Raw genomic sequence first — 16036 nt, 5'->3', positions numbered from 1 at the left:
AATAACGAGTGCGGACGAAGGCGGGCTGGTAAGCCGTATCCGGCCCGAGCGTGCACCTCTCGCGCATTCATGCTCGAACCCGCGGGGTATGGGCGATTGGTGCACACTCGGACCGTTCTCACCGGGCTAGTCGGCCACGGCGAACGCCGCGTCCAATGGCGGGAAGATCGCGCGGGCGTCCGCGCCGGAGAACCAGAGACCGACGGTGAATACCGAGGTGGCCTCCAGGTACTTGGCACGATGCAGGCCGCCCGCCGAAATCGGTTGGAGTTTCAGATCTTGCGCCAGCGCCGCGACCTGTTCGACGGCGGCAGCGTCGTCACCGCAGATCGGCACCGCCAGCCTGCGGTCCTCGAAGACACGAGTCTCCGATTCCCAGACCTCGGCCGCGCAGATATTGAACGCTTTCACCACATGCGCCTCGGGAACCGTCGCCGCGATGCGAGCGGCGACCGCCTCCTCGGATAGCACGAATGCCGGAACTGCTTCCGGCGCGGCCTCGTCCGGCAGGAAAGCATTGGTGCAGTCGATGACCGTCCGCCCGGCGAGTCTTCCGCCGATTTCATCCAGTACCTCGTCAAGGGCGCTTACTGGAAGCGCCAAGAGCACGACCGCACCGAATTCGGCAGCCGCGCCGATGCTTCCGGTTCGCGCTCCGTATCCGATGGTCGCCGCCAGCGCATCCGCGCGGGACCGTGCGCCGATAAGAACCTCGTGCCCGGCCGCGGCCCAGCCGCCGCCGAGTGCCTTCGCCATCGCGCCCGCCCCGATGATTCCGATTCGCATATCAAACTCCTAGCTCGGATGTATTCGGCACCGACGCTAGGGATTTCGATAGGCACCCGAAGGTTCGCAATGAAGATGGCAGGCTAATGGCATGACGGCCGAACATGCCGAACCGGTGGAATTCGCGCCCTATGGCGACTACGAGGCCGACTGTCCGGCCCGCCTCGGCGTCGACCTGTTCGGCAACCGCTGGCTGGCGGTCATCGTCTACATGCTGCGCGACGGCCCGATGCGCCCCGGCGACCTGCGCGCCGCAATCGGCGGCGTCAGCCAGAAGATGCTCACGCAAACGCTGCGCCGGATGCAGACGATGACCCTCATCGAGCGCCACCGCTACGCCGAGGCCCCGCCCCGCGTCGAATACGAACTGACCGAAGCCGGGCGCGATCTGCTCATTCCGATCTACGCCCTCGGCGAATGGGCCGACCGCCACGGCGACTCGGTGCGGTCGGCAATGTGGGATTCCCAGGAGTGAAAGCGATCCAGACGCTGGCGCGCGAACAACGCGTAAACAAGTGGCTAACGGGCCTGGAAGTGCCCATGACCTGCGCGAAACTTCGCATACCCCGAGTTGGGTTGTCAGTTGGCGACCGTACGATTCAAGTGTGAGTGTTCCCCAGGCCGTGCTGCTGGCAGTCCTCGCGGCTGTCGTCGGCCTGGCCGTCGGCGGGCTACTGATCCCGTTCATGAACGCCAGGCAGGCCGCCCGCAGACAGGCAGATTCCGGTCTCACCATGTCGCAGGTGCTCGACCTGATCGTGCTCGCCTCCGAGAGCGGAATCGCGGTCGTCGACGAATACCGCGATGTGGTGCTGGTCAATCCGCGCGCCGAAGAACTAGGCCTGGTCCGCAACCGGCTGCTCGATGAACGCGCCTGGGCCGCGGTGGAAAAGGTGCTCGCCACCGGCGAATCCACCGAATTCGATCTCACCGCGAAAAACCCGATGCCCGGCCGCAGCCGGATAGCGGTGCGCGGGGTGGCCAGACAGCTATCGCGCGAAGAGACCAGTTTCACCGTGCTATTCGCCGACGACGACTCCGAGCAGGCCCGTATGGAGGCCACGCGCCGCGATTTCGTGGCCAACGTCAGCCATGAACTCAAGACCCCCGTAGGCGCGATGAGCTTGCTGGCCGAGGCCATGCTGGAATCCGCCGAGGACCCCGAGGCCGTTCGGCACTTCGGTCAGCGCGTACTCGGTGAATCCCGGCGCCTGGGCAAGATGGTCACCGAGTTGATCGCCCTGTCGCGACTACAGGGCGCGGAAAAGCTACCCGAGCTCGAGGTGGTCGACGTCGACACCGTGGTCATGCAGGCGGTCGATCGCTCGCGCACCGCTGCCGAGGCCGCGGGCATCACCGTCAGTACCGACCGCCCGAGCGGACTCGAGGTGCTCGGCGATGAAACCCTGCTCGTCACCGCACTGTCCAACCTGGTGGAGAACGCCATCGCGTACTCACCCGCCGGTTCCCACGTTTCGGTGAGCCGCTCACTGCGCGGCGATCACGTCGCGATGGCCGTGACCGATCGCGGCATCGGCATCGCCAAAGAAGACCAGGAGCGCGTCTTCGAACGATTCTTCCGATCCGATAAGGCGCGCTCGCGCGCCACCGGAGGTACCGGACTCGGCCTGGCTATCGTCAAGCATGTGGCGGCCAACCACAACGGTGAGATCACGCTGTGGAGCAAGCTCGGCACCGGATCGACGTTCACCCTGCGAATACCTGCCCATCACGAATCCGGCGGCGAGGAAGAGGTCGACGGTTCCGCAGTGAGTATGAGAGAAACACACCCGCGCCCCTCGGGGCCGGGTAGACCCAACGGTGTGGAGGCACGCAGATGACGAGTGTTCTGATCGTCGAAGATGAGGAGTCGCTGGCCGATCCGCTCGCGTTCCTGCTGCGCAAGGAGGGCTTCGAGGTCACCGTCGTCGGTGACGGACCATCCGCGCTCGCCGAATTCGACCGCTCCGGCGCCGATATCGTGCTCCTCGATCTGATGCTGCCCGGTATGAGCGGCACCGATGTGTGCAAACAGCTGCGCACCCGCAGCGGCGTCCCGGTGATCATGGTCACCGCGCGCGACAGCGAGATCGACAAGGTGGTGGGCCTGGAGCTCGGCGCCGACGACTACGTCACCAAGCCGTACTCGGCGCGTGAACTGATCGCCCGCATCCGGGCCGTACTGCGCCGCGGCGCCGGCGATGAACTGGACGGCGGCAATGAGAGCGGTGTGCTCGAGGCCGGACCGGTCCGGATGGATGTCGACCGCCACACCGTGCACGTCAATGGCAGGCAGGTCACCCTGCCGCTGAAAGAATTCGATCTGCTCGAATATCTGCTGCGCAATTCCGGACGAGTGCTCACCCGCGGCCAGCTGATCGACCGGGTCTGGGGCGCCGACTACGTCGGCGACACCAAGACCCTCGACGTGCACGTCAAGCGGTTGCGCTCGAAGATCGAGGGCGATCCGGCCAAGCCGGAGCACCTCGTCACCGTCCGCGGCCTCGGCTACAAGCTCGAGGCTTGACCGTCTGCCCGAATAGGATTCGCAGCCGCCGAGGCCCCGACAACCTCGGCGTCTGCTGCGTGCGTCCGGATCAGGGCAGGTAGACCCAGGTGGGGCCGAGGCCGGGGACGTCCTGCTTGTGCAGGGTGATCCAGCCGAGATCGTCTTCCTGCATGCATTCGTAGACATCGGCCGCGCTGGTGCCGCGGCAGGCGATGGTGCGCGAGACGCCGTACGGGCTCATGATCAGGTTCTTGCCGTTGGCCTGGGCGTTGATTGCCTCGGGGGTGTTGGCGGGCAGGAAGTCGGCAGTGAAATCGGCGTATTTTGCCGGGTCACCATTGGGCTCGGCGTGCGCGGCGCCGGTCAGCGCGGCGGTGGCGCCGAGCGCGATGGCGGTCAGAGTCAGGGCTTTCTTCAACATGACCGCACATCCAACCGCATCCGAGTAAAGCCCGCATGGCGAGCAGGTGAATCACCCGCTATGCAAACCTCACCGCTCGTCCGCCGATAGGTCACGCCGACTGGTCTGCGACGTGGTCGTCGGATCTCATTCGATTCGCATGCACGGTCGCCGGATGGATCGCGATGAGGCCGAGTCCTTCGCGACGCTTGCAGTGTCTGGCCAGTTCTTCGTAGGCGGGCGCGCCGAGCAATTCCCGCAGTTCGGGAGCGTAGGACTGCCACACCGGACGAGCGCCGACATGGGCGTCGGGGGAGCCCGAGCAGTACCAATCCAGATCCTCGCCGCCGGGGCCCCAGCCGCGGCGGTCGTATTCGGTGATGGTGGTCTTCAGGATCTGCGCGCCGTCCGGGCGCTCCACCCAGTCCTGGGTCCGCCGGATCGGCAGCTGCCAGCACACATCCGGCTTCACCTCGAGCGGCTCGATGCCCTTGCGCAGCGCCATGGTGTGCAGCGCGCAGCCGACGCCGCCCGCGAAGCCGGGACGGTTCAGGAAAATGCAGGCGCCGTCGAAGCGACGGGTGCGCAGCGCGGGCTCGTCCTCCAACTCGTCGAGCTCGAGATAGCCCTTCTTGGTGATCTTGCCGTCGGCGTCGGTCGCTTCGTCCATCAGCTGCCAGTCGCTCGGTGTGAGCATTTTCACAGCATTGGTCAGACGTTTGCGGTCGTCCTTGTCGGAGAGGAACGCGCCGTGCGAGCAGCAGCCGTCATCGGGGCGGTCGCTCAGAATTCCCTGACAGGCCGGCGTGCCGAAAACGCACGTCCAGCGCGACAGCAGCCAGGTCAAATCCGCGACGATCACATGCTCGTCGTTTGCTGGATCCACGAACTCGATCCATTCACGCGGAAAGTCGAGATCGACCTCCGGTGCCGGATCGATCTTCCCCGCTGGTCGGGGCCTCGTGGAGCCGCTGTCCGTTGCGCCTACCGTCACACTTCAGGACGCTAACAGTTCAGTCGCCTAGCCTAAAGGGCCGGTGCACCCAGTACCGTATTCATGTGCGGCTTGGGGTACTCGATGTCGGAAGCAATACCGTCCACCTGCTTGTGGTGGACGCCCATCGCGGTGGTCACCCGATGCCGATGAGCTCGACGAAGGCCACTCTCCGGCTATCGGAGAATATGGATTCCGATGGTTGCATCACCGTTCAGGGGGCCGAGCGGCTGATCGCGACGGTCGCCGAATTCGCCAGCATCGCCGAGACTTCCCGCTGCGTCGAGTTGATGCCATTCGCGACCTCCGCGCTGCGTGAGGCCGCCAACTCCGACGAGGTACTCGCCAGGGTCCGCGCCGAAACCGGTGTCGAACTGCAGGTGCTCTCCGGTGTCGACGAGGCCCGGCTGACCTTCCTCGCCGTGCGCCGGTGGTACGGCTGGAGCGCGGGCCGGATCCTCAATCTCGATATCGGCGGCGGCTCACTGGAAATGACCATCGGCGGCGACGAGGAACCCGATCTCGCCGTCTCGCTGCAACTCGGCGCCGGACGGTTGACCAGAGAGTGGCTGCGCGAGGATCCACCGGGCAAACGCCGCATCGCGGTGCTGCGCGATTGGCTCGACGCGGAACTCGTCGCACCCGCGAAACAGCTGCTGGACGTCGGTAAACCGGATCTGGCGGTCGGTACCTCGAAGACATTTCGATCGCTTGCCCGGTTGACCGGAGCGGCACCCTCTTCGGCCGGGCTGCGGGTGCGCCGTACACTCACCAGCTCAGGTCTGCGCCAACTGATTGCCTTCATCTCGAGAATGACGGCAGCGGACCGTGCAGAATTGGAAGGCGTAAGTTCCGATCGGTCACAGCAATTGGTGGCTGGCGCATTGGTCGCGGAGGCGAGTATGCGGGCACTATCGCTGGATACCCTCGAGATTTGTCCGTGGGCACTGCGCGAGGGGCTCATCCTGCGCAAACTGGATACCGATATGAACGGTGGACCGAGGGCTACGGCATTGCCGGGTGTCGTGGTGGAAACGAGCGGTAAGCCGGTGCCCGGCAGCGGTCTATCGGGCCCGATCGAAACGGTGTCGTCATGAGTGAGGATTCCAAGCAGCTATCGGTTGCCGAGCTGCTGGCACGCAATGGCCAGCAGGGCGCATCCGCCGGTGGCGGCGGACGGCGGCGGCGCGGCGGTCGCGGCATCTCGGTGGCCGAGCTGACCGGTGATCTGCCCGCCATTCCGGCCGGCGGCGGCGGTGGCCATTCGGCGCACGCCGCACCCGAGGACGACGAACCGGCGTACGAACCACCCGCATACGAAGCCAACGGGTACGACGCATCGGGTTACCAACCTTCCGGTTTCCAGTCGGGGGGGTATGCGTCCGGTCTCGAAACACCTGCGCCGGAACCCAGTTCGTATGCCGCGCCGGATCCGGCGCCTTATGCCGCACCCGACTTACCCAACTACTCGCCGATGTCGGGGCCGATCACCCGATACGACCCGCTCTCGGCCTACGCCGCTCCGGAAGCACCGGCCGATCCGCTGCCCGCGCCGGGATATTCGAGCCGGATCATGCCGGGGCGGGAAATGCCGGGCGCGGACTCGTCGCGGCATGCCGCGCCCGCGGCTCCGCTGTCCGCGCCGATTCCGGATCTGTACGCTCCGGCGCCCGACCCGTACGCTCCGGCGCCCGACCCATACGCTCCCGCGCCCGACCCGTATGCTCCGGTGCCCGACCCGTACACCCCGGCACCGGATCCGTACGCGAGGGATCCGCTGGCCGATGGCGTGGCCGGCTCCGGACGCACCGGCCGCCGACATCGGCACGCCGAACCGGCGGAGGAGACCACCGACGTACGGCCGCTGCGCGATCTCGGCCACAACATGGGTGCCCCGCCCGAAAGCCCACCGAACGGATCGAGATCCGGCGGTCGGGCCGCCCGGCGACGTGCGGCGGAGGCAGCCGAAGCCGAGGTCAACAGTGCTGGACCATCGACCGCGCCATGGTCGCCGTCCACCAGTGGCTTCGCACCGGAATCCGCGCCGTTGCCGATGTCCCCGCTGCCGGACGGTGCCGCGCACGGCGCCCGTCCCGAGCCGGCGGACCAGCGAAGATCCGAACGGCGCGATGGCCAGGGCGGCGGCGCTCTGCCCGCTTGGTCGGCGCGAAGAAACGTACCGCCCAAGAATGGCGTGCCCGAATCCGAGAGCGTCCCCACCGCCGCGTGGTCACTGGCCAGCCAGGATCAGCAGCTCGTCTCCGGTCAGACCGTCGCGGGCGACCTATTGCGCGACGAAGTCGAACGCGCCGAGGCCCAGCGGGCGAACGGCCGAGCAGCCGAGCGCAACGGGCGTGGTCGCCGTGGCCGATCAACGCTCGAGCCGGATGATGTGTACGACGGTCTGACCGACGTGTACGAACCGTTCCCGACCGGCGATGTCCTCGACGACGACGAGGATTTCGACGACGATGTCGATTCGGACCATTCGTTCGCCTCCCGCCTTTCGCCGAGACGCGCTCGCTCGCGGATCGCACGCAGGTCCGAGTACGACGCCAATCGCCGCCAGTGGATGATTCTCGGCGGTCAGAGCACCGGCGCCGCGGTCGCCGGAATGTTGCTGTTCAAGGGTTTCGAGCGCATGTGGGAAATGCTGCCCTGGGTGGCGCTGTGCCTGGCGATGATCGTGATCCTGGGCCTGGTGGCGCTCGTGCGAATATTGCGGCGCACCGATGACATCCTCAGCACGGTGATAGCCGTCGTCGTCGGCATCTTCGTCACCCTGGGCCCGCTAGCCTTTCTACTCAGTACGAACTGAGCAGGGAGCGGCTGTGGGGAATATCGGGCAGGCGGACGACACCAGGACGGCGAGCGCGGCCAGCGGACGCGCTCCCGATCTCGACGTGCGCACCGAACCCCATTCGCCGGTCGAATCAACCGGTGGATCCGGCGGTCAACAAATCCTCGTCGGCCTCTCGACGGCGTCGGTATATCCGCAGAACACCGAGTCGGCCTTCCGCTACGCGGCCGAAATCGGTTACGACGGTATCGAATTGATGGTGTGGGCCGAACCGGCCAGCCAGAGTATCGCAGCGGTCCAGGCCTATTCCCGCAAATACGGTGTGCCGGTGCTGGCGATCCACGCACCCTGCCTGCTGATCTCGCAGCGGGTGTGGGGTTCGGATCCGGTGGCCAAACTGGAGCGCAGTGTGCGCACCGCCGAGGCGCTCGGTGCCGGGACCGTGGTGGTGCATCCGCCATTCCGCTGGCAGCGCAGATATGCGCAGGGATTCGCCGATCAGGTGGCCGAGTTGGAGGAGCACAGTCACGTCATCATCGCGGTGGAGAATATGTTCCCCATGCGCGCGGATACTCTCTTCGGCCGCAAGACCGGCTCGGCGAAGCGGCTGGAGCGCCGCGGCGGACCCGGTCCCGGTTTGACCGCGTTCAGTCCGTCCTACGATCCGACCGATACCGGATTCCGGCACTACACCCTCGATATCTCCCACACCGCGACCGCGGGCGCCGATCCGCTTGCGCTCGCCGCTCGGATGGGTCGAGGCCTCGCGCACCTGCATCTCGCCGACGGTCGCGGCGCGGCGCACGACGAGCATCTGGTGCCGGGCGAAGGCACCCAGCCCTGTGTCGAGCTGTGTGCGGCATTGCTGCGGTCGGGTTTCGTCGGTCATGCGGTCGCCGAGATCAATACCCAGAACGCGCGCACCACCCAGGGCCGCACGGACATGTTGCATCGCACGCTCGAATTCGCCAGGACACACCTCAACGCGCCTGCACCAGCCCCGACGCACGCGAATCCGGTGTGATGCCGCACCGCTCGGCCGGCAGAGGGGAATTCCGACCCCGAATCGCGTCGTTCTACGCTGTACGAACGCCGCATCTCGCCGACGCGGCCGACCGACGACAGGAGTGACGATGCCGGAGCTGACCGCCGAACTCGAGCAGGCCATCACGACGGGCGCACCCTTCAGCCGGGTGTGCACACTGACCGAACTGCTGTCGGCCAACCCGGATAGCGGCCGCTACCTGGGCATCATCGACAAAATCTGGACCATCGGGCCGAAGGTGCACGGCGGCACCATGGTCGCGACCAGTGCCGCCGCGGCCACCCGCTGGCTGCGCGCCTCCGATCCGGCCCTGGTGGCCATGGCGCCCATCGCGGCGAGTTCGGATTTCCTCGGTGCACCGGAGCCGGGCGAGGTGGAGTACGAGGTGCACATCCGCAAGGTCGGTCGCCAGATCTGCCTGGTCGATGTGAATCTGATCCAGAACGGGCGCACGCTGGTGCGCACCGCGTTCACCTTCGGTCATCTCGACGATGCCGAACCGATCTACGCGCAGCGGCATGCTGAAATGCCGATCGAACCGCCCGCCGACGCCGTCGGTTACCGGGATTCATCGATGGGCAAGGTCGTCCATGTGGCGCGCGGCGCCGAACTGTTCATCGACCGGGAGTGGGCCCGATTCCTCGACGGTGCGAAAGGTGAACCGCGCCTGCGTCTTTGGATGCGCCCGTTCGAGGGCGACCAGCAGGATCCGGATATCGCCATGTACTTCGCGATCATGTCCGCCGATATGAGCCCGCCGGTTCCGGCAAACCTCGGCCAGACCGGTTGGGCACCGACCGTTCAGATGACCACCTACCTGCGCCGCCGCCCGGCCCCCGGTTGGTTGCGGATCATCGCGACCAGCCACGAGGTCGGCGAGCGCATGTTCGACGAGGACCAGCTGGTTCTCGACTCCACCGGTGCCGTCGTAGCGCAGAGCCGCCAATTGGCCCTTGTACCGCAGCGCTGAAGAAATCGTCCAGTACCACGACCGGCCGGCCCGCGATGCAAAGTTGCGTGCCACCTACGGCCGACAAAAGGCGCGGGGAGGCGGGCTAGCCTTGAGCCCATGACGAGAGTTGCGGTGATCGGTGGCGGTCGCATCGGGGAGGCGTTGATCGCCGGATTGCTCGAATCCGGACGTGCGGTGAAGGATCTGGTTGTCGTCGAGACGCATGCCGATCGGGCCGAACTCATCGGTGATCGCTTCGGCGTGCGGGTCACCGATTCGATCGCGGATGCGATCGTCGGTGCGGATGTCCTGGTCATCGCCGTCAAGCCCGGTGATGTGGATACGGTCCTGACCCAGCTCGGCAAGGCCGAACTCGACGCCGATCGGGATCAGATCCTGGTATCGCTGGCGGCGGGTGTGCCGACGGCGCGGCTGGAGAACAAGCTGCCCGCCGGTTTCCCGGTGGTGCGGGTGATGCCGAATACCCCGATGCTGGTCGGCCAGGGCATGAGTGTGCTCGCACCGGGCCGCTACGCCCGCTCCGAACAGCTGGCCCAGGTGACCGAGCTGCTCGCCGCCGTCGGCAAGGTGGCGACCGTGACCGAGGCGCAGATGGATGCGGTGACCGCGGTATCGGGTTCCGGACCCGCGTACTTCTTCCTGGTGGTCGAGGCCATGGTCGATGCCGGTGTCGGACTCGGTTTGACCCGCGACGTCGCCACCGAACTGGTGGTGCAGACCATGCTCGGCTCGGCTGCCCTGCTGGAGAGCTCTGGACAGACCGCCGCCGAGCTGCGTGCCGCCGTCACCTCCCCGGCCGGCACAACGGCCGCCGCGGTGCGTGAATTGGAGCGTGGCGGGGTGCGCTCGGCCTTCCTCGAGGCATTGCACGCGGCGAAGCACCGATCCGCCGAACAGGGTGCCAACGACGGTGCGGGCGGCAGCGGTTCCTGAGGTGATCTTGGACGGTTGTTCATCAAACACCGTGCGTCTACAGGGTGACCGGTCGGTTCCCTGCGTGTAAACCGGATTTCTCACACCCGTCGCAGTAATCCCACTGGTCCCGCTAAGCTTCAAGGAGCACGTGCGTGTCTGTTCCGCCGGTGGGGAAGCTGGCGGCGCGGACGTGCCGGAGGTCAGTGGTGCGATGATGTCTAACAAGATGTCTGCAAATAGTTCAGGGACGTCGCCAGGAAGTTCTGGACCATCGGGTGGCCGGGCTAATTCCCGGTCGCAAGGCGGTTCGGCGACTCCGACGCAGTCGGTGCTCGGTGGAGGTACTCAGTTCCTCACCGTCGCCGAGGTTGCCAATCTCATGCGGGTATCCAAGATGACGGTCTATCGACTGGTGCACTCGGGTGAGTTGCCCGCCGTGCGGGTCGGTCGCTCGTTCCGGGTGCATGCCAAGGCGGTGCACGACTATTTGGAGACGTCGTACTTCGACGCTGGATGAGGCGGTTTCATCAGCTCGAGGGTGTCCCGGTAGGATGAGCCCTCGGTTCGTGTGCGCCTGTCGGCGGCACCGCTTTGTGGTGTCCGGTGCCAGCTGGCGGCGCGGACGCTGAAATAGGCGTACGTGATTGGCGTGCGCGCCGAGTAGAGAGAACGCGAGGACAACCCTATGGGTTCTGTGATCAAGAAGCGCCGCAAGCGCATGTCGAAGAAGAAGCACCGCAAGCTGCTTCGCCGCACGCGTGTTCAGCGGCGCAAACTCGGCAAGTGAGTCGCTACGCGTTAGCTGAGAGGCCCGTCACCGATTGGTGGCGGGCTTTTCTTTTTGAAACAGCGAATTTTGAAAGTTGCTCATGTATCAGGTGACTGAAGTCATCGTTAGAACCTGGTTAATACCCTCTGCGCATCGCAGTCGAGCGGCTACTCTGATACCGCGGTAAACAGAATTGGGGGCTGTCACAGTTGGGATCCGGTGCGGTGGGTTCTGAGATAAGGGATGGACATACACCCAAAGTGGTTATGGTGACCGGTGCCAGCCGATTCTTCGGCGGCAACGTGGTCGCCCGTTTGGCCCAGGATCAGAACATCGAACGCATCCTGGCCGTCGACACCATGACCCCCAGTCGTGAACTGCAACGGCGCATGGGCCGTGCCGAATTCGTCCGCGCCGATATTCGAAATCCTTTGATTCGCAAAGTAATCGGCGGCAACGAGGTCGATACCGTTGTCCATGCCGCGATGCTCACCCATCCACCGTCCGGCGGCGGCCGTGCGGTGATGAAGGACCTCAATGTCCTCGGCACGATGCAGCTGCTCGCCGTCTGCCAGAAATCGCCTTCGGTGCGGCGCGTGGTGGTGCGCTCGACTTCCGCGGTCTACGGATGCAGTGCGAAGGATCCCGCCAAATTCACCGAAGAAATGAGCGCGCGAACCCCACCGAGTGGTTGGTTTGCTCGCGACATGATCGAAATCGAAGGATTCGTCCGCGGACTCGCTCGGCGGCGCCCCGATATCGCCGCTTCGATTTTGCGTTTGGCGCCCATTGTCGGCCCGCGATTGGCCCGGCGCGGTGTGCAGTACCTGCGTTCACCGGTCGCGCCGACCGTCCTCGGTCGCGATGCCAGACTGCAGTTGCTGCACGAGGAGGACGCCATCGCCGCGATGGCCCACGCGGCACGGCAGGCGCCCGGCGGCACCTACAACATCGCCGGCGACGGCGCGCTGGTGCTATCGCAGGCGATCCGGCGTGCGGGCCGGATCGAGCTGCCGATTCCGTGGTTGGTCTTCCGCACCGCGGGCCGCGCGATCATGGGCCCGATCATGCGTGATTTCACCAGTGAGCAGATCGACTATTTCCATTTCGGCTGTGGCCTCGACACCACCCGCATGCGCACCGAACTCGGGTTCGTCCCGCGCTGGACGACGGTGCAGGCATTCGACGACTTCATTGGGGGCGCAGCGTCGCGGCCCGTCATCGATCCAGCGTGGATCGATGCCGCAGAACATAAACTGCTCGGCCTGCTCGGGGCCGGTACGGGAGCACATACATGAATGACGTAGCAAAAGTCATCCAACTCCACGATCTGAATATCGAAACACGCCAGCGGACCACGCCGCGCCGCTGGCCGGAGCCGCTGACCGGCGAGGCCACGCCAAGTCAGGTGGTGACGTCGCTGACCGAACGTCTCGCGGCCGCTGAACCCCCGCCGCCGCGTTCGGTGTCGGATATGGTGCGCGGCGCCATCGGCAAGCAGATCCGCACTACCGCGGATTTCGCGCGCCGTCGGCTCACCGGCGACTATCAGATCGACGAATTCGGCTTCGATGAACATCTGCTCGAATCGCTGATCCTGCCCGCGCTGCGGCCGCTCTCGGATTATTGGTTCCGGGTGCAGGTCAACGGGATCGAGAACATTCCGGACGCCGGCGGTGCGCTGATCGTCGCCAATCACGCGGGCACCATCCCGCTCGACGGACTGATGCTGCAACTGGCGATCCACGACCGGCATTCGAAGCAACGCGCGCTGCGCCTGCTAGCCGCCGATCTCGTCTTCGAAACGCCGGTGCTCGGTGTGCTCGCCCGCAAGGCCGGACACACCCTGGCCTGCCATCCGGATGCCGAAAGGCTTTTGCGCGCAGGCGAATTGACCGGTGTATTTCCGGAGGGCTTCAAGGGCGTCGGTAAGCAGTTCACCGACCGCTACAAGCTGCAGCGCTTCGGTCGCGGCGGATTCGTCGCGGCGGCGGTGCGCACCGGCACGCCCATCATCCCGTGCTCGATCGTCGGCTCGGAGGAGATCTATCCGAAGCTGGCCGATATCAAGCCGCTGGCCCGGCTGCTCAATCTGCCGTACTTCCCGGTGACGCCGCTGTTCCCGCATCTGGGTCTGCTCGGTGCGCTGCCGCTGCCGTCGAAGTGGTACATCGAATTCGGCGAGCCGATCGCGACCACCGGTTACGAGGCCGAGGACGCGGACGATCCGATGACCATGTTCGAGGTCACCGACCAGGTTCGCGAAACCATTCAGCAGACCCTCTACAAGCTGCTCACCAAGCGCCGCAACCCGTTCACTGGCTAGTGCTCGCGGCGCCGGGTGACCGCCGCGGCGACCGCGCCACCGGCGGCGCCCAGTGCCAGCGCGGTCGGCACGCCGATCTTGGCTGCCTTGCGTCCGGTGCGGAAATCACGGATCTCCCAGCCGCGATTCTTGGCCACCTCGCGTAGGTCCGAATCCGGATTGATCGCCACCGCGGTGCCGACCAGTGACAGCATCGGCACATCGTTGTGGCTGTCGGAGTAGGCCGTACAACGCTTGAGGTTCAAGCCTTCTCGGATCGCCAACGTGCGCACCGCATGCGCCTTGCCGAGGCCGTGCAGGATATCGCCGACCAGTCGCCCGGTGAACTTTCCGTCCACGCTCTCGGCGACCGTGCCGAGCGCACCGGTCAGCCCGAGCCGCTTCGCGATGACCTGCGCCAGCTCGACCGGCGTCGCGGTCACCAGCCACACCTGCTGTCCGGCGTCCAGGTGCATCTGTGCCAAAGCCCTTGTGCCGGGCCAGATCTTGTCGGCGATGATCTCGTCGTAGATCTCCTCGCCGAGCGCGGCGAGCTCCGCGGTGGGGCGGCCGGCGATGAATGCCAGCGCCTTCTCCCGGCCCGCGGCCATATCGGTGCTGTTCTCCTTGCCGGTGACCCGGAATTTCACCTGCTTCCAGGCGACGTCCACCAGATCGGAGGTCTTGAAGTATTTGCGCGCGGCCAAGCCGCGGGCGAAATGCACGATCGAGGCGCCCTGCACCATGGTGTTGTCGACATCGAAGAACGCCGCCGCGGTCAGATCCCGCGGCACCTCGGGCCCGGTGGTCTCGATATCGGCTTCGGCGAGTTCGGCATCGTGCAGCGACAGCGCCGCCTCAGCACTGGCCTCACCGGCCAGATTGGCCCGCAGCTCTTCCTCGCTCGGGCCGAACGGGCTGCGAGAGATGCGCGCGAGCTGGTCCTGCAGACCCTGGCCGAGTCGACCCTGATTCCACCGCACCGGAAACTCACCGAATCGTCCCGCGATGAAACCTGCCCTTGCCACCTTCGATCGTTCCGGCACCAGTACCTCCGCCCGTCGCGCGAACCACAACCACATTAGCTGGCCGCGGTGACAGTTAAGGCACTACTGCGCGCTCCGATCGGGGCGTGGCGAGGGGATTTAATATCGGCCATGACCAATCCCACACATTCGGTGACACTGCTGACGAGATCGGGCTGCGGACTCTGCGTCACCGCGTTCGAGCAACTCCGGGCGATCTGCGCCGATTTCGATATCGAGCCGTCCACCGTCGATGTCGACGAAGCCGCCGGAACCGACCCTGGCCTGCGCGCGGAGTACGGCGATCGGCTTCCCGTGGTGCTTTTGGACGGCCGTGAACACAGCTATTTCGATGTCGACGAGCCCCGATTGCGGGCCGACTTGACTCGCTGAGGGATTGCTGATCCGGCCTGATTCCGCCGCGCTGCTGGTCGCGGCGGAAAATGAGGTCAAATTCACCGACTTTGTGAAGGGCTGCACAAGCGGTTACGGTGGTGGCACGCGACCCGCTCGCCGAGGCTGCGGATCCACCGCGTAATGAACCCAGCATTCCGAATACTTCGACCATGGCACCGGACCGCCCCGAGCCCGAGGTCGAACGACGAACCGGACCTCGCCGGAGGCCGGAACGAGGAGCCGACGACGTGACAGAGCAGCATGAGGCGCCGAGTGGCGTCTCCGGCAGGGCTCTGCAGAAGGACATCCCCCAGGCCACCGTGGCGCGGTTGGCCACCTATCTCCGGGTCTTGGCCATGTTGGCCGACGACGGTGTTGCCATCGTATCGAGTGAGGAACTGGCTGTCGCGGCGGGTGTCAATTCGGCCAAGTTGCGCAAGGACCTTTCGTTCCTCGGCCCCAATGGTGTTCGAGGTGTCGGCTATGACGTCGCCAAGTTGCGCACCAGGATCGAGGATGTGCTCGGGCTGTCGCAGGGACATCGGGTGGTGCTGGTCGGCGCGGGAAATCTGGGCCGGGCTCTGGTGGGCTACGGGGGGTTCCGGCGGCGCGGTTTCACAGTCGTCGGCATGTTCGACAACCATCCCGAGGTGATCGGCCGCTCGGTCGCCGGTCTGGTGGTGCGCGATGTCGCCGATCTGGCACCGGCGGTCGACGCGTTGAAGCCGACCATCGCGGTGCTCGCGGTGCCCGACGACGCGGCACAGGACGTTTGCGATCTGCTGGTCGCATCCGGGTTGCAGTCGATTCTGAGCTTTGCCCCGTGTGAGCTGACCGCACCGGAGACGGTGGAGGTGCGCCGGGTCGATCTGGCGGTCGAGTTGCAGATGCTGTCGTTCGAGACCGCACGCAATGCCCCGCCGCTGCCCGAGGTAGTGCACGCCGTTTCCGGTCGCATTGCCCACCGCGCGCCCGCGCACACTGCTGCCGGACATCCGGCACTCAAGCACTCGACGACCTCGCATTCGGCAACGGAGCCATCCAGCAAGGGATCGGTGGTTACACCATGAGAGAGCGCAGCGATCGAATCATGTGCCAGCGCGCCATACGCATGACGGG

General features: G+C 65.8%; 18 protein-coding genes. 14 read left to right on the top strand and 4 right to left on the bottom strand.

Annotated features, from left to right (window positions below):
• Positions 1-126: 126 nt before the first annotated feature.
• Positions 127-786, bottom strand: coding sequence for an NADPH-dependent F420 reductase (locus ACIBG0_RS17355; RefSeq protein ID WP_397033526.1), 660 nt, complete (start codon positions 784-786; stop codon positions 127-129).
• Between the two features lie 91 nt (positions 787-877).
• Between ACIBG0_RS17355 and ACIBG0_RS17350 the strand changes: the two genes are divergently transcribed.
• From ACIBG0_RS17350 to ACIBG0_RS17340, 3 genes are all read left to right on the top strand, one after another.
• Positions 878-1261, top strand: a complete 384-nt coding sequence (locus ACIBG0_RS17350) for a winged helix-turn-helix transcriptional regulator (protein WP_397033525.1) — start codon at positions 878-880, stop codon at positions 1259-1261.
• Positions 1262-1391: 130 nt separating this feature from the next.
• Positions 1392-2627 carry a sensor histidine kinase gene (locus tag ACIBG0_RS17345; protein WP_397033523.1) on the top strand — a complete coding sequence of 412 codons (1236 nt, stop codon included), beginning with the start codon at positions 1392-1394 and terminating at the stop codon, positions 2625-2627.
• Positions 2624-3313: a response regulator transcription factor gene (locus ACIBG0_RS17340; RefSeq protein ID WP_040696229.1), complete on the top strand. Its 690-nt coding sequence runs from the start codon at positions 2624-2626 to the stop codon at positions 3311-3313. The genes ACIBG0_RS17345 and ACIBG0_RS17340 overlap by 4 nt, the downstream gene beginning before the upstream one ends.
• Positions 3314-3383: 70 nt before the next feature.
• Here the strand turns inward: ACIBG0_RS17340 and ACIBG0_RS17335 are convergent, their stop codons facing one another.
• Positions 3384-3716, bottom strand: coding sequence for a hypothetical protein (locus ACIBG0_RS17335; RefSeq protein ID WP_397033520.1), 333 nt, complete (start codon positions 3714-3716; stop codon positions 3384-3386).
• Between the two features lie 91 nt (positions 3717-3807).
• The gene (locus ACIBG0_RS17330) at positions 3808-4689 is read right to left on the bottom strand and encodes a hypothetical protein (protein ID WP_397033519.1); all 882 of its coding nucleotides are present in this window, start codon (positions 4687-4689) and stop codon (positions 3808-3810) included.
• A gap of 65 nt (positions 4690-4754) precedes the next feature.
• Between ACIBG0_RS17330 and ACIBG0_RS17325 the strand changes: the two genes are divergently transcribed.
• The 9 genes from ACIBG0_RS17325 (at position 4755) to ACIBG0_RS17285 (ending at position 13517) form a co-directional block, all read left to right on the top strand.
• Positions 4755-5786 (top strand): hypothetical protein, encoded by a 1032-nt coding sequence (locus ACIBG0_RS17325; protein WP_397033517.1) that lies wholly within the window; start codon positions 4755-4757, stop codon positions 5784-5786.
• Entirely contained in the window at positions 5783-7507 is a 1725-nt protein-coding gene (locus ACIBG0_RS17320) for a hypothetical protein (RefSeq protein ID WP_397033515.1), read from the top strand. The genes ACIBG0_RS17325 and ACIBG0_RS17320 overlap by 4 nt, the downstream gene beginning before the upstream one ends.
• 142 nt (positions 7508-7649) lie before the next feature.
• Positions 7650-8513: a sugar phosphate isomerase/epimerase family protein gene (locus tag ACIBG0_RS17315; RefSeq protein ID WP_397034064.1), complete on the top strand. Its 864-nt coding sequence runs from the start codon at positions 7650-7652 to the stop codon at positions 8511-8513.
• Between the two features lie 109 nt (positions 8514-8622).
• Positions 8623-9504, top strand: a complete 882-nt coding sequence (locus tag ACIBG0_RS17310; RefSeq protein WP_397033513.1) for a thioesterase family protein — start codon at positions 8623-8625, stop codon at positions 9502-9504.
• Between the two features lie 99 nt (positions 9505-9603).
• Positions 9604-10440 carry a pyrroline-5-carboxylate reductase gene (proC, locus tag ACIBG0_RS17305; RefSeq protein WP_397033511.1) on the top strand — a complete coding sequence of 279 codons (837 nt, stop codon included), beginning with the start codon at positions 9604-9606 and terminating at the stop codon, positions 10438-10440.
• A gap of 208 nt (positions 10441-10648) precedes the next feature.
• Positions 10649-10939, top strand: a complete 291-nt coding sequence (locus tag ACIBG0_RS17300; protein WP_397033509.1) for a helix-turn-helix domain-containing protein — start codon at positions 10649-10651, stop codon at positions 10937-10939.
• Positions 10940-11107: 168 nt separating this feature from the next.
• Positions 11108-11209, top strand: coding sequence for a 30S ribosomal protein bS22 (locus tag ACIBG0_RS17295; protein WP_003402602.1), 102 nt, complete (start codon positions 11108-11110; stop codon positions 11207-11209).
• A gap of 248 nt (positions 11210-11457) precedes the next feature.
• The gene (locus ACIBG0_RS17290) at positions 11458-12489 is read left to right on the top strand and encodes an NAD-dependent epimerase/dehydratase family protein (protein ID WP_397034063.1); all 1032 of its coding nucleotides are present in this window, start codon (positions 11458-11460) and stop codon (positions 12487-12489) included.
• Positions 12486-13517 (top strand): lysophospholipid acyltransferase family protein, encoded by a 1032-nt coding sequence (locus ACIBG0_RS17285; RefSeq protein ID WP_397033507.1) that lies wholly within the window; start codon positions 12486-12488, stop codon positions 13515-13517. Before ACIBG0_RS17290 ends, ACIBG0_RS17285 begins: the two co-directional genes overlap by 4 nt.
• On the opposite strand, the gene ACIBG0_RS17280 is transcribed toward ACIBG0_RS17285, so the two are convergent.
• Positions 13514-14524, bottom strand: coding sequence for an HAD family hydrolase (locus ACIBG0_RS17280; RefSeq protein WP_397034062.1), 1011 nt, complete (start codon positions 14522-14524; stop codon positions 13514-13516). The two genes, ACIBG0_RS17285 and ACIBG0_RS17280, sit on opposite strands and share 4 nt — an antisense overlap.
• A gap of 129 nt (positions 14525-14653) precedes the next feature.
• Between ACIBG0_RS17280 and ACIBG0_RS17275 the strand changes: the two genes are divergently transcribed.
• Entirely contained in the window at positions 14654-14914 is a 261-nt protein-coding gene (locus tag ACIBG0_RS17275) for a glutaredoxin family protein (protein WP_063045342.1), read from the top strand.
• A 251-nt stretch (positions 14915-15165) separates the two neighbouring features.
• Positions 15166-15987: a redox-sensing transcriptional repressor Rex gene (locus ACIBG0_RS17270; RefSeq protein WP_397033505.1), complete on the top strand. Its 822-nt coding sequence runs from the start codon at positions 15166-15168 to the stop codon at positions 15985-15987.
• Positions 15988-16036: the final 49 nt, after the last annotated feature.

It is taken from the genome of Nocardia sp. NPDC050630 (genome assembly GCF_044457245.1).
Classification (GTDB): domain Bacteria; phylum Actinomycetota; class Actinomycetes; order Mycobacteriales; family Mycobacteriaceae; genus Nocardia.
This window is presented reverse-complemented; position numbering and strand designations above follow the sequence as displayed.